Genomic DNA, 21851 nt, shown 5'->3' with positions numbered 1-21851 from the left:
GGTCACGATCACTCGACGATCCAGATGCACTCGTACCACTCGCAGATGGTGTCGTAGCCAGCGGCGTTGCAGCAGTCGCTGTCCCAGACGCACCGGGCACCCTTGGGGCTGCACGCCTCCGCGACGACCGTGGGCTCGGCGTACATGTGCTGCTGCAGACCATTGCTGGCCAAGCGCGCAGCGACCGAAGTCACCGGCATTCCGCCTCCTCATTTTTTCGGATCGGGATCCGTCGTCCTATCTGGACGTTTACGAGTCTGCAATGCGGAATGGATGGTGTCGATGCTTTAGGGTCGTCTTGGCGCGTCCCGTTCTGTCCGGTACCGAATGGGTCAGCGTGGCTCACGATCAGTGCAGCCGGAGCGTCCGGCGCACCGTGACGACGAGCAGGGCGACGGCGCCGCCGACCAGCAGGAGGGCCTGGAGCGACTGGAACAACCAGAATCGGCTGGCCGGATGGACGTCGAAGGCCGCCTGGTATCCCTTGGCGAGCAGGCAGTCTTGTTCGGCGAGTTCGGCCCGACTCGACGACGGGTCGACGCCGGCGGCGGGTGGGCACACGCTGGACAGCGAGCCGTCCGCCACCCGGCCGTCCGGGGCCACCCACATCTCGGCGACGATGACGTCCCCGTTGGCGATGAGAGCGTCCCGGCTGACGCCGACCTGCCGGTCCGGCTTGGCGTAGAGGTCGTGACTGACGATGACCGCAGGGATGGCAACGGCGATCACCGCCACGGTGACCGCCATGGCCGGCACGGTGCGGCGCAGGATGGCGCTGGTGGCGGCGCCGACTGCGAATGCGAAGAGCCACCACGCGGCAGGCGCGAGGCCGACGATGTTGAACTTGCCGGGGTTGGTGAAGGAGGAGTCAGGGAAGGCACCCTCGAACACCACGTTCCACCGACCGACCATCACCGCCAGGGCTGCCCCGGCGACCACGACGGCCACGCAGAGCAGGCCGAGCTTGGCGAGGATCCAGCGTAGCGTCGTCACGGACTGGGTCCAGGCCATGCGGAACGTGCCGCGCTCCATCTCCCGGGCCACGAGGGGCGCACCCCAGAACGCACCGATCAGTGCCGGTCCCACCAAGGGCAGGTAGCCGAAGACCTGGTAGACGGCGTTGTAACGGTCGAACATCCCGCGGTTGAAGTCGTGACACACCGGCGACGATCCCGGGCAACCGTCGGGAGCGTGGCCTGCCGCCCACGAGGTGGCTTCGAGGGCGGAGACCAGGAGTATCCCGCCGAGCAGAATCAGTGCCCCGAACGTGACCAGCAGCTGGGCGCGGTGCTGACGGTAGGTCAGCCAGACCATCTTGCTCTCCTTCTCAGTTCGCCCGGACGATGTTGGGGCGGGGCAGCGCTGCGGCGTCGGGGTCACGCAGGTAGGTCAGGACGAGGTCCTCGAGGGACAGGGGACGTTCGGTCCACCGCTGGTCCGGAACGGCACCGGCGCCGCGGACCAGCATCGTGGCCTGCCGGCCGGTGCTGCTACGGGCGACGACGGGCAGCTGGGCGGCCACCGCCTCGGCGCTGTCCGCCGGACCGGTCAGGAGCCGGTGCTCGGAGAGCAGGTCGTCGATGTCCCCGCTGACCTGCACACGGCCGCCGTTGAGAACGACCAACCAATCGCAGGTGCCCTCGAGGTCGGGCACCACGTGCGAGGAGAGCAGGACGGTCATGCCCGTCTCCGCCACGGCGGCCATCAGGCTGCTCGTCACGTCGTGTCGGGCCAGGGGGTCCAGGTCGGCGAGCGGTTCGTCCAGCACCAGCAGGTCGGGCCGCTTGGCGATCGCCAGGGTAAGCGCCACCTGGGTCTGCTGGCCGCCGGAGAGCCTCGCCACCCGCCGGTCGAGCGGGATCCTCAACTCGTCGAGCCTGCCGCGGGCCAGGTCGTCGTCCCAGTTCGGATTCATCACCCGACCGAACCGCATCATCTCCGCGACGGTGAACCCATCGTAGAGGGGCTTCTCCTGGGCCAGGAACGCGATCCGGGACAGCGCGGCGCCGTCGCGTCCCACCGTCGTGCCGAAGACGCGGACCGACCCCCGAGTGGGTTGCAGCAATCCGACGATCATGTGGAGGAACGTCGTCTTGCCCGCTCCGTTGGGGCCGACCAGCGCCGCGACCCGACCGGCCGGTACGGCCACCGAACACTCGCGCAGCGCCCAGGTACGGCGGTACTGCTTGCCGAGCCCGGTCGCCTCCAGCGCATTGCCCTCCCGTCGCGCATGGGCCGGATGCTCCTCCGGAGACCTGCCCAGTCCTGGCATGTTCACGACCACCGCATCCTCACTCGTCCTCACGCCGACCTCCGAAACGAATCCATCAACACCGACGCGAACAGCGCCTCCACGTCCTCCTGGTCCAGGCCGGCGCGGCGGGCCTGGCCGACCCAGGCGGACAGCTGGGCGGCGAGTCGGGCCTGCTCACCCGCGTCGGCGGTCCGCAGCGACCGACGGACGAACGTGCCCTGCCCCGGGCGGCCGATGGCGAGGCCCTCCCGCTCGAGTTCTCGGTACGCCTTGAGCACCGTGTTGGGGTTGATTGCCAACTGCGCCACCACCTCCTTGGCGGTGGGAAGCTTGTCGCCGGGTTGAAGAACCCCCAGCCGAAGAGCATGTTTTACCTGGTGGACGAGTTGCAAATAGGTGGAGACCCCAGATCCACGATCCAGATGGAACTCGATCAACTCCGCCCCCCTTCACTATTGGAATAGTGAAAGAGTGCAGGTACCGTGAAGCCCTGTCAAGCGACTCCGGCAGACCGACGGTGACTGAACGTAGCCGCGCCTTGACGGCACAGGGGTGTCGCGTTAGCCTCGGATCACACGGGGATAGACGGGTATCTTTGTCATTGTCGCTAATGACTCTTATGTCGTTTTTGTGTCAGTTGCCGTCGTAGCGACGGTCGGAACCCCCGTGCACCGCGCCCGCACCACGGGCCGGACCTGGACCGGAAGCACATACGGGGGATCCATGAGCAGGAACCAAGCGGCACCCACGCCCTGCCACGCCCGATCAGCGCCCGAGTACATCTCTCTGCTGCGGCAGCTGCGCGCGTGGGCCGGACTGACGTACCGGGAAATCGAGAGCCGGAGCAGGCAGGAAGCACACGGGCTGCCCCGTAGCACGCTGGGAGCCGTCCTGGCCCGCAACGCCCTCCCTCGGGAGGACTTCATCGACTCGTTCGTACGCGCCTGCGGACAGGACAGCACGCTCTGGTTGCGAGCCCGCCGGCGCCTCGCCGTCGCGGCGGAGGGCTCCGGACACGGGAGGGCCCCGGCCTGGCTCACCGCCGCCCCGCTCGCCTCGGCTTCAGCGCCGCACCTGCTGCCTCCCGTCCAGGAACTCGTCGGCCGCGACGACGACCTGCGGCATCTCGCCGCACGTGTCGTACCGTCGTCGGTCACGGTCGTCACCGGAAGCGCAGGCGTCGGCAAATCCACTCTCGTGGTCCGAGTCGCCCACGAGGTCGCGTCCCGCTTCCCCGACGGGCAGGTCTATGTCGATCTTCGCGGGGCGCACCCTGGGGCGGAGCCGTTGACAGACCTGGAGGTCGTACGACGGCTGGCCGAGGCGCTCGGCGTGCCGGGCTGTGTGCAGGCCGACGACGTCCGCCAGGCCGCCGTCACCCTGCACGCGGCCCTGGCCGGCCGGCGGGTTCTCATCGTCCTGGACAACGTCGCCGTGGCGTCGCAGATCCGCAGCCTGATACCGGCCAACGCGGGAACGGCCCTGGTGCTCACCTCGCGGGCGAGCCTGAGCACCATCGGGTTCTGCTGGACCCACTCCGTACAGCCTTTGCCCCCACCGGCGGCGGAGGCCATGCTCACCCGCCTGCTCGGTGCCGAACGAGTCGGCGCCGAGCCGGACGCTCTCCGCGCCGTGGCCGCGCTCTGCGACCACCTGCCGCTGGCACTCTGGATTGCGGCAGCCCGGCTACGCGCCCGTCCCCACTGGCCGGTCCGGGTGATCGCCGAGCGGCTCGGACGGGCGGAGCAACGGCTTGACGAGCTCCGTGTCGACCACCTGGACCTGCGGGCGAGCCTCTCGGTCAGCCTTCAGACCGTGGCTCAGGACATCGACGGAGCAGTCGCGGTGCAGGTACTCCGCCTGCTCGGCTACCTTCCGGAGACGGAGGTCGTTCCCGACACGGTGGCCTACCGGTTGTCCCTCTCGGCTCACCAGGCGTGGGAGGCGTTGGAGCGACTGGTGGACGCGAGTCTGATCAGCAGCGTCGCGCCGGGGCGCTACCGGGTGCCGGCTCTGGTCCGTCTGCTCGGCCGGGAACTCGTCGGACCGCAGCACGAGGGCGTGACGCCTCCGCCGACCATCGGGATACACGGCAGCTCTGGCGCGATAGCGGTGCTGCGACGCTAAGCCCGCTAGGTGTTCGCGTTGCCGCCGAGAGCGGCCCTGTGAGCGGGAATGAGAGCACCAGATTCGGAGGAGATGGGCCGGCACTCCCGATGCGGCTGCGGCGTACCGACGGTCACCAGTGGCCGAGGCGGGTGGCCAGGACACTGAGGGCAGCCACCCCGGCGGTGGACGTACGCAGCACCGAGGGCCCCAGCCGCACCGGCCGGGCGCCGGCCTCGGTGAAGGCGGTCAGCTCGGCCGGGGCGATGCCGCCCTCCGGGCCGACGACCAGCACGATCTCACCGGCGGCGGGCAGCTCGACGGTGGTCAGCCGCTCCCGCGCCTCCTCGTGCAGGACGAACGTCGCGGCGGCGCCCGCGATCCGGCGGGCCACCGTCGCGGTGGACTCGTCGGGGGCGCCGGCCACCACCGGCAGCCACGACCGGCGGGCCTGCTTCGCCGCCTCCCGGGCCGTCGCCACCCACTTCTCCCGGGCCCGGGCGCCCCGGTCGCCGCGCCACTGGGTCACCGAGCGGGACGCCGCCCAGGGCACGATCTCGTCCACCCCGACCTCGGTCATCGCCTGCACGGCCAGCTCGCCCCGGTCGCCCTTGGCGATGCCCTGCACCACGACGAGCCGGGGGACGGACGCGTCGACGTACCCCCTGGAGGTGACCTCGAGGTCGAGGGTGCCCCGGCCGACGGCCGTGACCACCGCGGACGCGGTGCCGCCCCGGCCGTCGGCGAGCAGGAGTTCCTCGCCGACGCGCAGTCGTTGCACCGTGGCGGCGTGGTGCCCCTCGGGGCCGCCCAGGGTGAGCTGGTCGGCGGTGGGCAGCGACTCGACCAGGAACAGCGGCGCGGACACGACGATCAGGCTAGCCGCCCCGGCGGACGCCGGGGCGGTCAGGCCGCTCAGGCGTGGCCGTTGAAGGCGTCGCGCATCCGGGAGAAGAAGCCGCCCTGCTTGGTGAGCTCGGCGACCTCCTCGCCCCGGGTCTTGGCGAAGTCGCGCAGCATCTTCTCCTGGTCGGCGTCGAGCTTGGTGGGGGTGCGCACGTCGAGGTGGACGTAGAGGTCACCCCGGCCGGTGCCGCGCAGGTGCGGCACACCCCGGGCGCGCAGCCGCAGGTTGCTGCCCGGCTGGGTGCCGGCCTTGACGTCGACCGTCTCCTCGCTGTCCAGCGTCTTGATGGTCAGCCGGGTGCCGAGGGCCGCCGCGGTCATCGGCACCGTGACGCGGCAGTGCAGGTCGTCGCCCTTGCGGGAGTAGACGTCGTGCGGCCGCTCGTGGATCTCCACGTAGAGGTCGCCGGCCGTGCCGCCGCCCGGGCCGACCTCGCCCTGCTGGGCGAGGCGGATGCGCATGCCGTCCTCGACACCGGCCGGGATCTTGACGGTCAGCGAACGCCGGGTGCGGACGCGGCCGTCGCCGGCGCAGGTCGGGCACGGGTGCGGGATCGTGGTGCCGTAGCCCTGGCAGACCGTGCACGGCCGGGCGGAGACCACCTGGCCGAGGAAGGTGCGCTGCACGGACTGCACCTCGCCCCGGCCGGCGCACGCCTCACAGGTGGCCAGGTGGGTGCCGGCCGCCGTGCCGGCGCCGGAGCAGGTGGTGCAGAGCACGGCGGTGTCGACGGTGATCGGCGCCTCGACGCCGAACGCGGTCTCGTGCAGGTCCAGCTCCAACCGCAGGATCGCGTCGGCGCCGGGCCGGGTCCGCGGTCGCGGGCCCCGCGAACCGCCCGCCGCGCCGCCGAAGAACGCGTCCATGATGTCCTGGAAGCCGACGAACGGCCCGGCGCCGCCGGGGCCGCCCGGGCCACCCGCACCCCCGCCGCCGGGGGCGAGCGGGTCACCGCCCAGGTCGACGATCTGCCGTTTCCGGTCGTCCGAGAGGACCTCGTACGCGGCGTTGATGTCCTTGAACTTCTCCTGGGCCTCCGGATCCGGATTCACGTCCGGATGGAACTGCCGCGCCAACTTGCGGTAGGCGCGCTTGATCTCGTCGTCGGAGGCTTCCCGGCTCACGCCGAGAATGCCGTAGTAGTCCCTGGCCACTGCGTTCCGTGTCCTCATGTTCGTCTCGCGTTGCGCCGGTCGGCGGCCGGAGCCGGCCGTCGGCCCTGACTGGTCAGTTCTGGGCCAGCAGCTCGCCCACGTAGCGTGCCACGGCCCGCACCGTGGCGATGGTGCCGGGGTAGTCCATCCGGGTCGGCCCCAGCACGCCGAGGCCGCCGACGCTGGTCGCGCCCGGCCCGTAGCCGGTGCTGACCACCGAGGCGGCGCGCAGGTTGTCGATCTCGTTCTCGTCGCCGATCAGCACCCGCGTCGTGCTCGGCTCCGCCTCGCCGATGAGCTTGAGCATGACGACCTCCTCCTCCAGCGCCTCCAGGATGGGGCGCAGGGAGCCCTGGAAGTCGAGCAGGCCGCCGCGGGTGAGGTTGGCCGTCCCGGCCAGCGCGATCCGCTCCTCGTGCCGCTCGATCAGCGTCTCAAGCAGCACGGTGGAGAGGGTGGTCATGGCCGGGCGCAGGTGCGGCACCGACTCCTCGACCAGCGCCTGCACCAGCGGCGGGGTCTCCGACAGCCGGGTGCCGACCAGCTTCTCGTTGACCAGCCGGCGCAGGTCCGTGACGTCGTCGGCGGGGATCGGCGCGGGCAGCTCGACCAGCCGCTGCTCGACCCGGCCGGTGTCGGCGATCATGACCAGCATCAGCCGGGTGGTGGAGATCGGCACCAGCTCCAGGTGGCGCACCGAGGAACGGGCCAGGCTCGGGTACTGCACGACCGCGACCTGCCGGGTGAGTTGCGCCAGCAGCCGGACGGTGCGGTGCACCACGTCGTCGAGGTCGACGGCGCCGACCAGGAAACGCTCGATCGCCCGGCGCTCGGCCGGGCTGAGCGGCTTCACCCGGGACAGCCGGTCCACGAAGAGCCGGTAGCCCCGGTCGGTGGGCACCCGGCCGGCACTGGTGTGCGGCTGGCGGATGTAGCCCTCCTCCTCCAGCACGGCCATGTCGTTGCGGACGGTCGCCGGTGAGACCCCCAGCTGGTGCCGCTCGACCAGCGCCTTGCTGCCGACGGGCTCCTGCGTGGCGACGTAGTCCTCGACGATCGCGCGCAGCACGGCGAGCTTGCGGTCGTCGAGACCCATCCTCCCCACCTCCTGTCGCACGTCGGCCCCGGCACGCGGGGGGCCGGGGCGGGCTGCTGGCACTCGACTGTAGCGAGTGCCAGTCTACGTCGGCGGGGCCGCCCGCGCGATGATCGACCTGGGGTGATCAGTCCGATCGGCGACCGCGCGGGCCCGCCCGACGCCCCCGTGGGGCCGGTGTTCCGGGCGTCCCGGCCGGTGTCGCGCTGGTGCCGCCTTGCCGGCTGCCCCTACCGTGACCTTCATGACTGAACCACCTCGCCCTCCCGGAGCGGGGGACCCCGGCTTCCCGCCGGACCCGACCGCCCCGTCGGGGGTTCCCGGCCCCGCCGGCTCCGGCGACCCCACCGCACCACTGTCCGGGGCACCGGGCCCGGGCAGCCATCCTCCACCCGGTGGCTATCCGCCGCCCACCGGTGACCAGCCGCCGTCGGGCGGCTACCCTCCGCCCGGCGACTACCCACCGCCCGGCGGCTACGGACCGCCCGGCGACTACCCACCGCCCGGCGGCTACGGACCGCCCGGCGGCTACGGAGCGCCGGGGGCCGGCTATCCGGCCGGTGGCGGCTACGGACCGCCGACGGGCGGCTACGCCAGCAACGACGACAAGAACTGGGCACTGATCGCCCACTTCGGCGGCGCGGCCGGCGTGATCGTCGGCGGCGGCCTGCTCGGCTGGCTGGCGCCGCTCATCGCGCTGATGGTCCGGGGGCAGCAGTCGCCGGCCGCCCGGGCGCACGCCGTCGCGGCGCTGAACTTCCAGCTCACCTGGACGATCGTCGGGGTCCTGAGCTGGGTGGTCACGCTGATCACCTGCGGGGTGCTGTTCTTCCTCCCCATGCTCGTCTGGCTGGTGCCGCTGATCTTCGGCATCGTCGCCGGGCTCAAGGCCAACGAGGGCGTGCTCTACCGCTACCCGATGACCTACGCCTTCACCAAGTGACCCGGGTCGGCCGCTCCCCCGGCCGGCCCCGGCACGCGGTTCAGGGCAGCAGGTCGCGGACGACCGCGTCGGCGAGCAGCCGGCCCCGCAGGGTCAGCACGGCCCGGCCGGCCGCGTGCTCGTCGGCGGCCAGCAGCCCGTCCGCGAGGGCCCGCGCGGCGCCGGCCCGACCGGCGTCGTCGAGGGCGTCCAGGGGCAGCCCGGAGGCGAGGCGCAGCCGGAGCATGACGTCCTCCATGTGCGCCTCGTCGGCCGTGAGCACCTCGCGGGCCAGGCCGGGCGAGCCGCCCGCCGCCAGCCGCTTCGCGTAAGTCGTGGGGTGCTTGACGTTCCACCAGCGCACGCCGCCGACGTGGCTGTGCGCCCCCGGGCCGAGGCCCCACCAGTCGGCCCCGGTCCAGTAGAGCAGGTTGTGCCGGCACCGGGCCGCCTCGTCGCGGGCCCAGTTCGACACCTCGTACCAGGAGAGGCCGGCCGCGCCGAGGGCGGCGTCCGCGGCGAGGTAGCGGTCCGCGGCGACGTCGTCGGAGGGGTACGGCAGCTCGCCGCGCCGCATCCGGGCGGCCAGCCGGGTGCCGTCCTCCACGATCAGGGCGTACGCGCTGACGTGGTCCACCCCGGCGGCGACGACCTGGTCGAGGGAGGCGGCGAAGTCCGCCTCGGTCTCCCCCGGCGTGCCGTAGATCAGGTCCAGGTTGACGTGGTCGAACCCGGCGTCGCGGGCCTCCCGGGCGGCGGCGACGGCCCGGCCGGCGCTGTGCGTGCGGTCGAGGATCGCCAGCACCCCCGGCGCGGCGGACTGCATGCCCAGCGAGATCCGGGTGTAGCCGGCGGCCCGCAGCGCCTTCAGCGACTCGGGCGTGACCGACTCCGGGTTGGCCTCGGTGGTCACCTCGGCGTCGGGCGCGAGCCCCCAGGTGCGGTCGATGCCGTCGAGGATCCGGGCCAGGTCGTCGGCGGGGAGCAGGGTCGGGGTGCCGCCGCCGACGAAGACCGTGTCCACCCGGGGCGGCGGTGCGTCGCCCAGCACCCGGCGGGCGAGCGCCAGCTCGGCCAGCACGGTGTCGGCGTAGCCCTCCCGGCCCGCCCCGCCGCCCAGTTCGGCGGCCGTGTACGTGTTGAAGTCGCAGTAGCCGCAGCGGCTGGCGCAGAACGGCACGTGCACGTACACGCCGAAGCCGCGCGCGCCGACGGCACGGGTGGCGGTGGCGGGCAGCGACCCGTCGACGGGGACGGATTCGCCTTCTGGAAGGACGCCGGGCATGGCCACTAGTGTGCCCTTCCATGACCTCTCCCGACGCGCTCGTACGGGTCGCCACGGCCCGTGGGGTGACCACCCTCACCCTGGACAGCCCGCACAACCGCAACGCGCTCTCCACGCCGCTGATGACCCAGCTGCTGGCCGGCCTCGCCGAGGCGGTCGCCGACGACGCCGTACGCGTGGTCGTGCTCGACCACACGGGCCCGGTCTTCTGCTCCGGCGCGGACCTGAAGGAGACGGCCGCCGCGTACGCCAGCGGGACCGTGCCGGCCGGGATGCTCGGCGACGTGCTCGCGGCGGTCTGGGAGTGCCCGAAGCCGGTGGTGGCGAAGGTGGCCGGCCCGGCCCGGGCGGGCGGCCTCGGCCTCATCGCGGCGGCCGACCTGGCGGTGTGCGCGCGGGAGGCGACGTTCGCCTTCACCGAGGTGCGGATCGGCGTGGTGCCGGCGGTCATCTCCGCGACCGTGCTGCCCCGCCTGCACCCCCGCGCGGCGGCCGAGCTCTACCTGACCGGCGACACCTTCGACGGCCGGCGGGCGGCCGAGATCGGCCTGGTCACCGCCGCCGTGCCGGCGGACGGACTGGACGCGGCGGTTGCGGGGTACTGCGACTCTCTGGTGCGGGGGGCACCGGGCGCGCTGGCCGGGGCGAAGCAGTTGCTGCGCCGGCCGCCCGCCGCGGACCTGCGGGCGGAGATCGCCGACCTGTCCACCCTCTCGACCGGGTACTTCCTGTCGGAGGAGGGACGCGAGGGCGTCCTGGCGTTCCGGGAGAAGCGGCCGGCGCGCTGGGTGCCCGCCGACGGCGACGCGGGCGCCGACCGGTAACACCGGGGTGGCGCCGGGCGGGGGTGTGGCCGCGCGGTGAGCGGGGACTGCGGGTTGCGTGCCGGCGGTCCGCCGGGGCGTCCGCCCGGCGGGTCGGTGCCATGCCCGGCGCTCATGGAGAACCGGTCGGACGACCCGGAAGGCACCACGAGGGACGTACGCTTGTCGGACTGTCGATCAGGGGGTGTGGGTGCGTACTCGGGCAGTCGTGGCGGGCGGTGTCGTCCTCGTCGTCCTCGTCGCGGTCGGGATCTGGATCGTCATCCGGCAGATGGGCGGGCAGCTGCGCCTCCCCCTGGCCAGCCGGACCTGCACGGTGCAGGCGGACGGCCGGGTGGCGCTGGACCCCGACCAGATGGCCAACGCGGCGACGATCGCGGCCATCGGCATCCAGCGGAAGATGCCCGAGCGGGCCGTCGTCGTGGCGCTGGCCACCGCCTACCAGGAATCCGGCCTGCGCAACCTCGCGGGCGGCGACCGCGACTCGGTCGGGCTGTTCCAGCAGCGCCCCAGCCAGGGGTGGGGCACCCCGGAGCAGATCCGCGACCCCCGCTACGCGGCCAGGAAGTTCTACGCCGGGCTGAAGAAGGTGCGCGGCTGGGAGCAGATGCGGGTCACCGACGCGGCGCAGAAGGTGCAGCGCTCGGCCTTCCCGGAGGCGTACGAGAAGTGGGCCGACGAGTCCGAGGTGCTGACCCGGGCCCTGGTCGGGCACGCCACCGGCGCGGTCGCGTGCACGGTGGGCCGCGACCCGGCGATGCGCGGCGAGGCCGCGGCGACCGCGCTGACCCGCGGCCTGTCGTTGGACTGGGGCCTGGCCGGCGCGACCACCGCGGCGGACCTGACGGGCCTGACGGTCCCGGCCGCCGACGAGCGCCGGGGCTGGCGGTACGCGCACTGGCTGGTCTCGCACGCCCAGGACCACGGCGTGAAGCGGGTGCGCTTCGGCGACCTGGAGTGGACGGCCCGCGACGGCACCTGGAACCGGACCGACGACACGCCAGCCACCGGGCGGGTCGTCGCGGAGGTCTTCGCCGAGGCGTAGTGGCCCCCGATCTCCTTACCGGCAGTCACCGCGCAAACCGGCATTACCGGCGATAACTCCCGTCTCGCCACCCGACTGTGACTTTTCGTCACCGCGCCGCTCCCCACAGTCCGGACAACGGTCGCATATCGTGCTGGGCAGTACCCCGCCCCGAGACCAGCGGGTTACGATCGGCGGCCTGTGCCAGCAATGGTTTCGCCTCATGGGGAGGGGTACGTCGAAGTGTTCGACTACGGCGACCGGACCGGTTACGAACCGATCAGTGACACCGACCGCAAGGAATTCCACGAGCAGGGCTTCCTCCTGCTGCGCAACGTCCTGACGGAGGACCACCGGGCGGCGCTGGAGGCGGCGGTCGACCGCGTCTACGCCGAGGAGAAGGCGAAGGGCACCACCACCAAGGACGGAACCCTGCACCTGCTGGGCTTCCTGGAGCGCGACGAGCTCTTCGGCGACCTGCTGACCCACCCGATCGCCTTCCCGTACATGTGGGGCCTGGCCGGCTGGAACATCTACACCCACCACAACCACCTGGACGTCACCCCGCCCGCGGCGGAGCCGGAGAAGCCCTACTGGGGATGGCACCAGGACGGCTACCGGCAGAACTCCGACCCGGAGACGATGGACCCGAACCTGCCCCGGCCGATGTTCTCGCTCAAGGTGGCCTACGTCCTCTCCGACCTGTCGGAGAACGGCCGGGGCGCCACCAAGGTGATCCCGGGCAGCCACCTGTGGAACTCGCTGCCCCGCCCGGCGGACACCTCCGTGCACAACCCGGACCCGGAGGGCACGGTGGAGATCACCGCCAACCCCGGTGACGCCTTCATCTTCGACCGCCGCCAGTGGCACTCGCGGTCCACCAACCTGTCGACCATCACCCGCAAGATGCTCTTCGTCGGCTACACCTACCGGTGGATCCGGCCGCTGGACGAGCTGCACATCGACAAGGACGGCGAGTGGTGGGCCAACCGCACGCCGGTGCAGCGCCAGCTCTGCGGTGAGGGCACCCACACCGCCAACTACTGGGGCATCAACTGGGACGGCTACATCGACGACGAGATCCCGCTGCGCAAGGAGCTCAAGCAGCGCGGCCTGCTCGACCGCAACGTGCCCTGGCTGCGCTGAGCCGGTCACCCGGCGCGCGCCGAGCCGACGTCGGACGGGCCCCCTCCCCCACGGGACGGGGCCCGTTCCCGTTCACCCGGCCGCCGTCAGCTCCGGCCGGCGAGCCGGCGGCGCACCTTCTCCCGGACCCCGTCCGGCAGGTCGGGCGCGTCGAGCAGCCGGGGCAGCAGCTCAGGCTCCAGGCTCAGGGCCCGGAACACCTCGCCGATCGTCACCCCGTGCGCGGGCCGGTCCACCACCTCGACCGGGTCCCCCGCGCCGACCTCCCCCTCGCGCAGCACCCGCAGGTACGCCCCAGGCGTCGCCCGTACCGTGAACCGTTTGATCAGGTCGGGTACGCCCCAGAAGCCGGCAAAGGTGGTGCACGGCGTGCGCGGCTTGGTCACCTGGAGCAGCGCGGACCCGACCGCCCACTGCTCGCCGATCACGGCGCCCGTCACGTCCACCGCGTACGTGGTCAGGTTCTCGCCGAAGCCACCGGGGCGGATGCTGCGGCCCATCTCCCCCGACCACCAGGACGCGTCCTCCTCGGCGTACGCGTAGACCGCCTGCTCCGGACCGCCGTGGTGGGCGCGTTCGCCGATGAAGTCGCCGGCCACCCCGTCCACGCGCAGCAGCACCGGGCCGCCGACCGGCCGCTTGTCGATGCCGCTGCGACCGCTCGCGTCGCCCGCCCATGCCGCCTCGGTCACGCCGCCGAGGTTCACCGAAGCCAGCCTGCCCGTCATGGCGGCCAGCCTAGCCCGCCCTGCAGACCGCCCCAACGCGTGTAAGGAAGGGCCCCTTGTTAACGCTATGCGTTAACAAGGGGCCCTTCCTTACACGCTCCCCGTGCGGGGTCAGCCCTTGACGGCGCCGGCCACCAGCCCGGAGACCATCCGCCGCTGCACCAGTAGGAAGAAGATGATCACCGGCAGGGTGAACAGCGTGGACGCGGCCATCACCGGGCCCCAGGCGGTGTCGTCGCGACCGAAGAAGAACGTCATCGCGACCGGCAGGGTGTAGCTCTCCTGGTCGTTGATGAAGGTCAGCGCGAAGATCAGCTCGTTCCAGGCGGTGATGAACGAGAAGATGCTCGTGGCCACCAGCCCGGGCGCCACCAGCGGGAAGAGGACCTTGCGGAAGATCTGCGCCCGGCTGGCCCCGTCGATGGCGGCGGCCTCCTCCAGTTCCTTGGGCACCGCGGCGACGAAGCCGCGCAGCATCCACACCGCGAACGGCAGCGAGAAGCCGAGGTAGGTGAGGATCAGGCTCGGCAGGGTGTTGTAGAGCCCGAGCCGCTGGATCATCAGGAACAGCGGGATGACCAGCGCCTCCAGCGGGATCATCTGCACGATCAGCAGCATGATCAGGAAGGTGGTCCGCAGCTTGAACCGGAACCGGGCCACAGCGGTGGCGGCCAGCAGCGCCACCAGCCCGCTGAGCACCACGGTGCAGACCGCGACCAGCGCGCTGTTGAGGAAGAAGTCGCCGAAGGTGACGCCCGGGATCAGGTTCCCGGTGAGGATCTGCCGGTAGTGCTCCAGGGTCGGCTCGGTGGGCACCGGCCGGGGAGTGGACGAGAAGATCTCCGAACTCGGCTTCAGCGAGGTCGCGATCATCCAGTAGACCGGGAACGCGGCGAAGAGCGCCACCAGCAGCCCCGCGCCGTTGAGCGCGAGTCGCTTCGCGCCCCCGCCGCCTCCGCGTCGCGTCACGCGTCCTCCTCCTGCTTGAGCACCATGCGGACGTAGAGGCCGGTCACCACCAGCAGGATCAGGGTGAGGATCACCGCGATCGCGGCGCCGAGCCCGTACTTCGGCGGGGGTGAGAACGCCTCCGCGTACGAGTAGATGGAGAGCATGAACGTCGGCCGGTCCTGCGTGCCGCCGGCCAGCACGAACTGCTGGGTGAAGACCTTGAAGTCCCAGATCGTGGAGAGCACGATCAGGATCCCGAAGACCGGCCGCAGCAGCGGAAAGGTGATCTTCCAGAACACCTTCCACGGTCCGGCCCCGTCGACCCGGGCCGCCTCGTGCAGCTCGCTCGGCACGCTCTTCAGCCCGGCGAGCACGCTGACCGCGATGAACGGGAACGAGTGCCAGACCACCACCAGCGTCAGGATCGAGAAGAACAGCAGCGGCGAGTTGAACCAGCCGTAGCCCGTCCAGTCGCTGCGCCCGAAGAGGCTCTGCGACAGCCCGTCGGGCAGCGCGTTGAACAACCAGGTGACCAGGCCGCTGGTGTCGTCGAAGATCCACTTCCAGACGATCGTGCCGGTCAGCGCGGGGGTGGCCCAGGCGAGCATCACGCAGCTGGCCACGAAGGCGGCCATCTTCTTGCCGAGCCGGTTGAGCAGCAGCCCGACCAGGGTGCCCAGAACCATCGTGAGCACGACGTTGGCCACCGCGAAGAGCACGGTGTTGCGCAGCACCGTCAGGAAGAACGGATCACTGAGGATCTCGGCGTAGTTGCCGAAGCCCACCCACGGCCACTCACGGTCGCCGCGCAGCTGTCGGACGTTGTTGAGCTGGTGGAAGGACATCACCACCACCTGGCCGAGCGGCCAGAGCAGCAGCACGCCGATGATCACCAGGCAGGGCAGGAGCAGCAGGTAGGGCAGGCGGTCCACCCGGCGACGCCGCCGCGCGGGGGTCTCCCGCGCGGCGGCCGTCTCCGGCGCCTCGGTCAGCGTGGTCACTTGGCGTTGAGGATGCTTTCCATCTCCGCGGCCGCGTCGGCGGTAGCCTTCTCGACCGTCTTCTGACCCTTCATGACCGAGCTGTTCATCGCCTGGGTCACCGTCTTGGTCCGGCTGACCTCCACCCACTTCGGGGTGAGCGGCGTGAGCTTGGTGTTCTGCATCGTGGTGGCGAACGCCGACATGATCTTGTCGTTGGCGTACTTGTCGCCGCCGACCAGGTCCTTGTAGACCGGGAAGAAGCCGAGGCTGTCGGCGAAGGCCTGGTCGTTCTTCTTGTTCACCAGCACGGTCAGGTAGTCCCAGGCGAGGTCCTGCCGCTCGCTGTCCTTCCAGATCGCGACGTCGGAGCCGCCGGCGAAGCCGGGGGCCGCCTTGCCGTCGGGGCCGGGGATCGGGAACGTACCCCAGACCTTCTCGATCTCCGGGTTGTCCTTCTTGATGGCGCCCTGCTGCCAGCTGCCGCCGAAGGCCATCGCCGCCTTGCCGGTGGCGAACTGGGTCCGGGCGTCGATCTCGTTCCAGCCCGCGGCGGCCGGCGGGGCGACCTTGTGCACGGTCACCAGGTCGGTCCAGAACTTGACGGCCTTCTGCGCCTCGGGCGTGTTGTAGCCGGACTTCCAGGAGTCGCCCTGCTGCGTCGCGATCTCCGCGCCGGCGCCCCACAGGAACGAGTAGAAGGGCAGCTCGGAGTTGCCGGGCAGCGCGATGCCGTAGGTGCCCGGCTTCTTGGCCTGCACAGTCTTGGCGGCGGCGACCAGTTCCTCCCAGTTGGTCGGCGGCTTCACGCCCGCCTCGGCGAACCAGTCGGCGCGGTAGTACATGCCCCGGACACCGGCGTACCACGGGACGCCGTACTGCTTGCCGTCGAGCTGGGCGTTCTTGACCAGGTCGGGGAGGAGGTCCTTGCCCTCGGTCCAGCCGTTCATCCGGTCGGTCACGTCGGCCAGCGCCTCCTGCGCCGCCCAGCCCTGGGTCTCGGTGTTGCCCAGCTCGGTGATGTCCGGCCCCTCGCCACCGGCGAGCGCGGCCTGGAACTTCTTCGGCGCCTCGAGCCAGGGGATGTACTGGACCACCACGTCCGTGTCCGGGTGCTTCTGCCGGAACTCGGTCTCGACGCCGTCGAGGAACTTGGTCTGTGCCTCGCTGCCCTCGCCCATCATCCAGACCGTCAGCTTGCTGTTGTCGGCGGCCTTGTCGTCATCCGAGCCACCGCAACCGGCCAGGACCATCGCGGCCGAGGCCACGACGGCGGTGACCGGGGCCAGCCGCTTCCACCTGTTCACGCCACATCTCCCTCGCGCCGCTTGGCACTAACCTTCTCCGCCGCACCTTAGTAGGAAAAATTCCTTTACGACAGTGGGCGGTTGGCGAAAGAGAGGCGACGGTACCGCAGCGGGTCGATCACGCGCGGCCGGGCGCGGGGGCGAAACCGGGCGCACCGAGACGATCGGGGCGTACGCGAAACGGGCGCCCGACCTGTGCGGTCGGACGCCCGTCAAGCGGTACGGCGATTACCGGTGGGTGACGCTGCGGCGACGACCCACACCGGCGACCAGCGCCACGGCGATCGCGGCCAGCACGACCTGGACCAGCAGCTCGCCCCAGTCGATGCCGGCGGTCGAAGTGGCGATACCCATCGCCCGAGCCAGCACGGTGCCCAGCAACGCGGCGCCGACACCGATCAGCATGTGCAGCCACATCGGCATGTTCTGGCGGCCCGGCACGAGCAGGCGACCCAGAGCGCCGACAATGAGACCGACGATGAGCGCAGTGACGATGCCCCAAACGGTGAGCTCCATGTCGCCCTCCTCCTTGAGAAAGTCAGTTCCACGATCTGTGGTGTTCCTGTCGTGACCGCTAAGTTCCCGACCCGCCGAAATTCCAAACCGCTTTTCTGGGGCACCGGTTCGGCACGCTCCAGACCGGACTTCCGGCACCGCCGCAGCGCCGCCGGGCCCGGCCGGGACCGGGCGGACGGATGCCCCGGGCTGCCCGCGAAGGACCCCGGGGCGTACGCGAAACGGGCGCCCGACCTGTGCGGTCGGACGCCCGTCGAGCGGTACGGGAATTACCGGTGGGTGACGCTGCGGCGACGACCCACACCGGCGACCAGCGCCACGGCGATCGCGGCCAGCACGACCTGGACCAGCAGCTCGCCCCAGTCGATGCCGGCGGTCGAAGTGGCGATACCCATCGCCCGAGCCAGCACGGTGCCCAGCAGCGCGGCGCCGACACCGATCAGCATGTGCAGCCACATCGGCATGTTCTGGCGGCCCGGCACGAGCAGGCGACCCAGAGCGCCGATGATAAGACCAACGATGAGCGCAGTGACGATGCCCCAAACGGTGAGCTCCACGTCGCCCTCCTCCTTCAAAAAGAATCAGTTCCACTGTCTGTGGTGTTCCTGTCGTGACCGCTAAGTTCCCGACCCGCAGAAAAACCAAACCGGTTCGACCGACGAGGACGACGTCGTACATCAATGGCGCACCGGCGGCGACCACACCCGCGCGATCATTCGCGCAGGTGGCGCCCTTCCGACCGGCGGGCGGAGCGCGGGGGCCACGGGGCCGAAAAATTCCTTCGACGCGAACGGCCGGCGCCCCGGGGCGGGCGGGACCACCGAGGGTCCGCAGCCCGGCCGGGGCGCCGGCCGTCGTACGTCGTCATCCGCCGGACGCACCGGCGGCGGGGTCACTTCTTGCCGGGGGCCTTGGCGTCGCCGGAGTCGGAGGAGAGCGCGGCGATGAAGGCCTCCTGGGGGACCTCCACCCGGCCCACCATCTTCATCCGCTTCTTGCCCTCCTTCTGCTTCTCCAGCAGCTTGCGCTTGCGGCTGATGTCACCGCCGTAGCACTTGGCGAGCACGTCCTTGCGGATCGCCCGGATGGTCTCCCGGGCGATCACCCGGCTGCCGATCGCCGCCTGGATCGGCACCTCGAACTGCTGGCGCGGGATCAGGTTGCGCAGCTTCGCCGCGATCGTGACGCCGTAGTTGTACGCCTTGTCCTTGTGCACGATCGCGCTGAACGCGTCCACCGGCTCGCCGTGCAGCAGGATGTCGACCTTCACCAGGTCGGACGCCTGCTCGCCGGAGGGCTCGTAGTCCAGCGAGGCGTAGCCCTTGGTACGGCTCTTCAGCTGGTCGAAGAAGTCGAAGATGATCTCCGCGAGGGGCAGCGTGTAGCGCAGTTCCACCCGGTCGGCGGAGAGGTAGTCCATGCCGAGCAGGCTGCCCCGCCGGCCCTGGCAGAGCTCCATCACCGCGCCGACGTAGTCGTTCGGGGTGAGCACCGTGGCGCGCACGACCGGCTCGTACACCTCGGCGATCTTGCCCGTGGGGTATTCGCTCGGGTTCGTCACGACGATCTCCTGGCCGTCCTCGGTGATGGCCCGGTAGACCACGTTCGGCGCGGTGGAGATGAGGTCGAGGTTGTACTCGCGCTCCAGCCGCTCCCGGATGATCTCCAGGTGCAGCAGGCCGAGGAAGCCGCACCGGAAGCCGAAGCCGAGCGCGCCCGACGTCTCCGGCTCGTAGTCGAGCGCGGCGTCGTTGAGCTTGAGCTTGTCCAGCGCCTCGCGCAGGTTGGGGTAGTCGGAGCCGTCGATCGGGTAGAGGCCCGAGTAGACCATCGGCTTCGGGTCCTTGTAGCCGCCGAGTGCCTCCTTCGCCGGCCGGGAGTTGATGGTGATCGTGTCACCGACCCGGGACTGGCGGACGTCCTTCACGCCGGTGATCAGGTAGCCCACCTCGCCGACGCCGAGCGCGTCGCCCTTCACCATCTCGGGCGAGATGACGCCGATCTCCAGCAGCTCGTGCACGGCGGCGGTGGACATCATCTTGATCCGGTCGCGGGCGCTGATCCGCCCGTCGATGACCCGGACGTAGGTGACCACGCCCCGGTAGACGTCGTAGACCGAGTCGAAGATCATGGCGCGGGCGGGCGCCTCCGCGTCGCCGACCGGGGGCTTGAACTGCCGGACGATCTCGTCGAGCAGGTACGGCACGCCGTCGCCGGTCTTGCCGGAGACCCTGATGCAGTCCGCCGGGTCGCCGCCGATGAGGTGCGCCAGCTCCTCGGCGTACTTCTCCGGCTGGGCGGCCGGCAGGTCGATCTTGTTGAGCACCGGGATGACGTGCAGGTCGTTCTCGAGCGCCAGGTAGAGGTTCGCCAGGGTCTGCGCCTCGATGCCCTGCGCGGCGTCGACCAGCAGGATCGCGCCCTCGCAGGCGGCCAACGACCGGGACACCTCGTAGGTGAAGTCGACGTGGCCCGGGGTGTCGATCATGTTGAGCACGGCGGTCTCGCCGGCCCGGTCGCCCTCCCGGATGGTCCAGGGCATCCGGACGGCCTGGCTCTTGATCGTGATGCCGCGCTCGCGCTCGATGTCCATCCGGTCGAGGTACTGCGCACGCATCTGCCGGGGGTCGACCACGCCGGTGAGCTGCAACATCCGGTCGGCCAGGGTCGACTTCCCGTGGTCGATGTGGGCGATGATGCAGAAGTTCCGGATGCGCGCCGGGTCGGTGGCACCAGGAGCGTTCGCGCCGGAATCGAGCGTCGGTGGCACAGCGGTCCGTTCTGATCGGCTGACGTGAGCGGGCCGGCACGACGCCGGCTCCCCCTATGCTCCCACGTCGCCGCCGCGCGTCCGCTGCGCGGGCGATCCCCGCCGCCGGGACCACCCCGCGAGCGGGGTCACTCGGCGGGGGGCTCGACGAAGAGGGCGGCGAGCCTGGGCAGCCGCCGCTTCGCCTCCTCCTCGTCGTCGAAGTCCCAGAAGTCGTTGAGGTCGGGCACCGGCGCCGGCTCCGGGTCCGCCGGCAGCTCGGCGGCGGTGACCCGGCGGTACGCGTCCCACGGCGCCGCCAGCATCTCGGCGGCCGAGAACTCCTCACCGCTGAGCGAGGCCGCCCGTACCTGGGACAGCCCGGCCAGCGAGTCCGGGTCGGCGACGGCACGTGCGAACACCTCGCGCCCCTGGGTCATCAACCAGCCCCGGAAGTGATGGAAGCCCTCGTCGGACACGCCACCGTTGATCAGGTAGGCGGCGCCCCAGAGGTCGACCTTGTGGGAGGCGGACAGCACCCGCGCCTGGTGGCGGGCGTACCCGACGATGTCCTCCGGGTCGCGCTCGGCGAGCAGGGCGACGGCCCGCGCGGCGACCGCGTGCGGCTCTCCCCCGCCGCCGGCCCGGGCCCGGTCGATCAACTGCCAGAAGTCGTCGGTCCTCATGGCCTGGCAGTCTGGCAGACCGCGCGCCGCCCCCGCCCCGCCACGGCAGGCCCGGCGGGTCGCGGCCGGCGGGCGCAGAGGCGGTGCGGGCCGACCCGCCGCCCGGCAGCATGGTGGCGTGACCCCGACGTCCCCACCGCCCGTGCCCTACCACGCGACCGCCCGCCGGCCCGAGTGGGCGACGCTGCCGGCGGCGCTGCGTACCGCCATCGGCGACCGCCTCGGCGCGCCCGTGGTCGAGGCCCGGGTCGCCGGCGCCGGCTTCACCCGCGGCTTCGCCGCCGTGCTCCGCACCGCCGCCGGGGGCCGGGCCTTCGTCAAGGCCGCGGCCACCGCCGAGCAACCGCGACTGGTCGACTGGTACGCCCGGGAGGCCGCGATCCTCGACCGGCTCCCGGCCGGGCTGCCGGCGCCCCGCCCCCGGTGGACGCTGCACGAGGCCGGCTGGTTCGCGCTCTGCCTCGACGCCGTCGACGGGCACACGCCCCGGCTGCCCTGGGACCCCGCCGAGCTGACCGCGACCCTGACCGGGTACGCCGACATCGCCGCCGCGCTGGCCGGTGCGCCGTCCGGGCTGCGCGAACTCGGGCTGCCCCACCTCGCCGACCTGGCCCACGACGACATCCTCTGGTGGGGTGAGGTGGCCGCCGGCCGGGAGCCGGCACCGCCGCTGCCCGCGCCGCTGAGGGACCGCCTGCCCGAGCTGGTCGCGCTGGAGTCCCGCCTCCCCGCGTACGCCGCCGGCGCGACCGGTCTGATCCACGGCGACCTGCGGCTGGACAACGTGCTGATCGACGGCGCCGGGCGGGCCTGGTTCTGCGACTGGACATGGCTCTGCCAGGGGCCGCCCTGGTTCGACCTGGTGACCCTGCTGCTCACCGCGTACGCCGACGGCCTGGACGCCGACGCGCTCTTCGCCCGGCACCCGGCATCGGCGGGCGCACCTCCCGACGCGCTGGACGCCAGCCTCGCCGCCCTGTCCGGCTACTTCCTCACCACCGCCGCCTCGACGCCCGGGACCGCGTCGCCGCACCTTCCGGCGCACCAGCGGTGGAGCGGCGAGCAGTCACTCGACTGGCTCGCCCGCCGGCAGGGCTGGACCTGACCGGACCGCTCGCCGTGGTTGTGGCATGCCCACGGCCGCTCGCCGCGGGCGTGGGGCGCGGCGCTCACCAGGGCGGGGACCGAGCCGTTTTGGCTCGTCCCGGGCGACCTG

22 protein-coding genes are annotated in these 21851 nt (G+C 71.6%); 6 read left to right on the top strand and 16 right to left on the bottom strand.

The genetic code is table 11. The annotated features are described in order from the left end of the window. Window positions 1-8: 8 nt before the first annotated feature. The 4 genes from RM555_RS23700 to RM555_RS23685 all read right to left on the bottom strand — a co-directional run bounded on the left by RM555_RS23700 (window position 9) and on the right by RM555_RS23685 (window position 2691). The gene (locus RM555_RS23700; RefSeq protein ID WP_311413797.1) at window positions 9-194 is read right to left on the bottom strand and encodes a hypothetical protein; all 186 of its coding nucleotides are present in this window, start codon (window positions 192-194) and stop codon (window positions 9-11) included. A gap of 154 nt (window positions 195-348) precedes the next feature. Then, a complete protein-coding gene (locus tag RM555_RS23695) occupies window positions 349-1314 on the bottom strand; it encodes an ABC transporter permease subunit (protein WP_311413796.1) in 966 nt (321 codons plus the stop codon). Window positions 1315-1327: 13 nt separating this feature from the next. After that, window positions 1328-2272, bottom strand: coding sequence for an ABC transporter ATP-binding protein (locus RM555_RS23690; RefSeq protein WP_311413816.1), 945 nt, complete (start codon window positions 2270-2272; stop codon window positions 1328-1330). Window positions 2273-2301: 29 nt separating this feature from the next. Beyond that, entirely contained in the window at window positions 2302-2691 is a 390-nt protein-coding gene (locus tag RM555_RS23685) for a GntR family transcriptional regulator (RefSeq protein ID WP_311413795.1), read from the bottom strand. Window positions 2692-2977: 286 nt separating this feature from the next. Here RM555_RS23685 and RM555_RS23680 point away from each other — a divergent pair, with 286 nt between their 5' ends. After that, window positions 2978-4381, top strand: a complete 1404-nt coding sequence (locus tag RM555_RS23680; protein ID WP_311413794.1) for an NB-ARC domain-containing protein — start codon at window positions 2978-2980, stop codon at window positions 4379-4381. A gap of 112 nt (window positions 4382-4493) precedes the next feature. On the opposite strand, the gene RM555_RS23675 is transcribed toward RM555_RS23680, so the two are convergent. The 3 genes from RM555_RS23675 to hrcA all read right to left on the bottom strand — a co-directional run bounded on the left by RM555_RS23675 (window position 4494) and on the right by hrcA (window position 7517). Further along, window positions 4494-5228, bottom strand: coding sequence for a 16S rRNA (uracil(1498)-N(3))-methyltransferase (locus RM555_RS23675; RefSeq protein ID WP_311413793.1), 735 nt, complete (start codon window positions 5226-5228; stop codon window positions 4494-4496). A 47-nt stretch (window positions 5229-5275) separates the two neighbouring features. Then, window positions 5276-6421, bottom strand: a complete 1146-nt coding sequence (gene dnaJ, locus RM555_RS23670) for a molecular chaperone DnaJ (protein WP_311413815.1) — start codon at window positions 6419-6421, stop codon at window positions 5276-5278. Between the two features lie 73 nt (window positions 6422-6494). Beyond that, window positions 6495-7517, bottom strand: coding sequence for a heat-inducible transcriptional repressor HrcA (gene hrcA, locus RM555_RS23665; protein WP_151452815.1), 1023 nt, complete (start codon window positions 7515-7517; stop codon window positions 6495-6497). Window positions 7518-7761: 244 nt separating this feature from the next. On the opposite strand from hrcA, the gene RM555_RS23660 reads away from it, so the two are divergent. Next, a complete protein-coding gene (locus RM555_RS23660) occupies window positions 7762-8460 on the top strand; it encodes a DUF4870 domain-containing protein (protein ID WP_311413792.1) in 699 nt (232 codons plus the stop codon). Window positions 8461-8500: 40 nt separating this feature from the next. On the opposite strand, the gene hemW is transcribed toward RM555_RS23660, so the two are convergent. Then, window positions 8501-9724 carry a radical SAM family heme chaperone HemW gene (gene hemW / locus RM555_RS23655; protein ID WP_311413791.1) on the bottom strand — a complete coding sequence of 408 codons (1224 nt, stop codon included), beginning with the start codon at window positions 9722-9724 and terminating at the stop codon, window positions 8501-8503. A gap of 20 nt (window positions 9725-9744) precedes the next feature. Between hemW and RM555_RS23650 the strand changes: the two genes are divergently transcribed. From RM555_RS23650 to RM555_RS23640, 3 genes are all read left to right on the top strand, one after another. Further along, a complete protein-coding gene (locus RM555_RS23650; RefSeq protein ID WP_311413790.1) occupies window positions 9745-10548 on the top strand; it encodes an enoyl-CoA hydratase family protein in 804 nt (267 codons plus the stop codon). A 184-nt stretch (window positions 10549-10732) separates the two neighbouring features. Beyond that, window positions 10733-11593: a hypothetical protein gene (locus RM555_RS23645; RefSeq protein ID WP_311413789.1), complete on the top strand. Its 861-nt coding sequence runs from the start codon at window positions 10733-10735 to the stop codon at window positions 11591-11593. A gap of 189 nt (window positions 11594-11782) precedes the next feature. Continuing rightward, window positions 11783-12718 (top strand): phytanoyl-CoA dioxygenase family protein, encoded by a 936-nt coding sequence (locus tag RM555_RS23640; protein WP_151452836.1) that lies wholly within the window; start codon window positions 11783-11785, stop codon window positions 12716-12718. Window positions 12719-12804: 86 nt separating this feature from the next. Here the strand turns inward: RM555_RS23640 and RM555_RS23635 are convergent, their stop codons facing one another. The 8 genes from RM555_RS23635 to RM555_RS23600 form a co-directional block, all read right to left on the bottom strand. Then, on the bottom strand, window positions 12805-13446 hold the full coding sequence (locus RM555_RS23635; protein ID WP_311413788.1) for an MOSC domain-containing protein: 642 nt from the start codon (window positions 13444-13446) through the stop codon (window positions 12805-12807). A 111-nt stretch (window positions 13447-13557) separates the two neighbouring features. Beyond that, entirely contained in the window at window positions 13558-14415 is an 858-nt protein-coding gene (locus tag RM555_RS23630; RefSeq protein WP_311413787.1) for a carbohydrate ABC transporter permease, read from the bottom strand. Further along, entirely contained in the window at window positions 14412-15398 is a 987-nt protein-coding gene (locus tag RM555_RS23625) for a carbohydrate ABC transporter permease (RefSeq protein WP_132240418.1), read from the bottom strand. Before RM555_RS23625 ends, RM555_RS23630 begins: the two co-directional genes overlap by 4 nt. Continuing rightward, entirely contained in the window at window positions 15395-16684 is a 1290-nt protein-coding gene (locus tag RM555_RS23620) for a sugar ABC transporter substrate-binding protein (protein WP_311413786.1), read from the bottom strand. The genes RM555_RS23625 and RM555_RS23620 overlap by 4 nt, the downstream gene beginning before the upstream one ends. Window positions 16685-16912: 228 nt before the next feature. Beyond that, window positions 16913-17200: a GlsB/YeaQ/YmgE family stress response membrane protein gene (locus tag RM555_RS23615; RefSeq protein WP_088998878.1), complete on the bottom strand. Its 288-nt coding sequence runs from the start codon at window positions 17198-17200 to the stop codon at window positions 16913-16915. Between the two features lie 269 nt (window positions 17201-17469). Continuing rightward, the gene (locus RM555_RS23610; RefSeq protein ID WP_311413785.1) at window positions 17470-17757 is read right to left on the bottom strand and encodes a GlsB/YeaQ/YmgE family stress response membrane protein; all 288 of its coding nucleotides are present in this window, start codon (window positions 17755-17757) and stop codon (window positions 17470-17472) included. A 335-nt stretch (window positions 17758-18092) separates the two neighbouring features. Beyond that, window positions 18093-19970, bottom strand: a complete 1878-nt coding sequence (gene lepA / locus RM555_RS23605) for a translation elongation factor 4 (RefSeq protein ID WP_311413784.1) — start codon at window positions 19968-19970, stop codon at window positions 18093-18095. Between the two features lie 128 nt (window positions 19971-20098). Continuing rightward, window positions 20099-20635 carry a DUF4240 domain-containing protein gene (locus RM555_RS23600; protein WP_311413783.1) on the bottom strand — a complete coding sequence of 179 codons (537 nt, stop codon included), beginning with the start codon at window positions 20633-20635 and terminating at the stop codon, window positions 20099-20101. A 118-nt stretch (window positions 20636-20753) separates the two neighbouring features. Here RM555_RS23600 and RM555_RS23595 point away from each other — a divergent pair, with 118 nt between their 5' ends. After that, window positions 20754-21740, top strand: coding sequence for a phosphotransferase family protein (locus RM555_RS23595; protein WP_311413782.1), 987 nt, complete (start codon window positions 20754-20756; stop codon window positions 21738-21740). The last annotated feature ends 111 nt before the right edge of the window (window positions 21741-21851 follow it).

It is taken from the genome of Micromonospora reichwaldensis, from assembly GCF_031845925.1.
GTDB lineage: Bacteria > Actinomycetota > Actinomycetes > Mycobacteriales > Micromonosporaceae > Micromonospora > Micromonospora reichwaldensis.
Note: the sequence above shows the minus strand (reverse complement) of the source record. Positions and strands in the feature narration are given on the sequence as shown.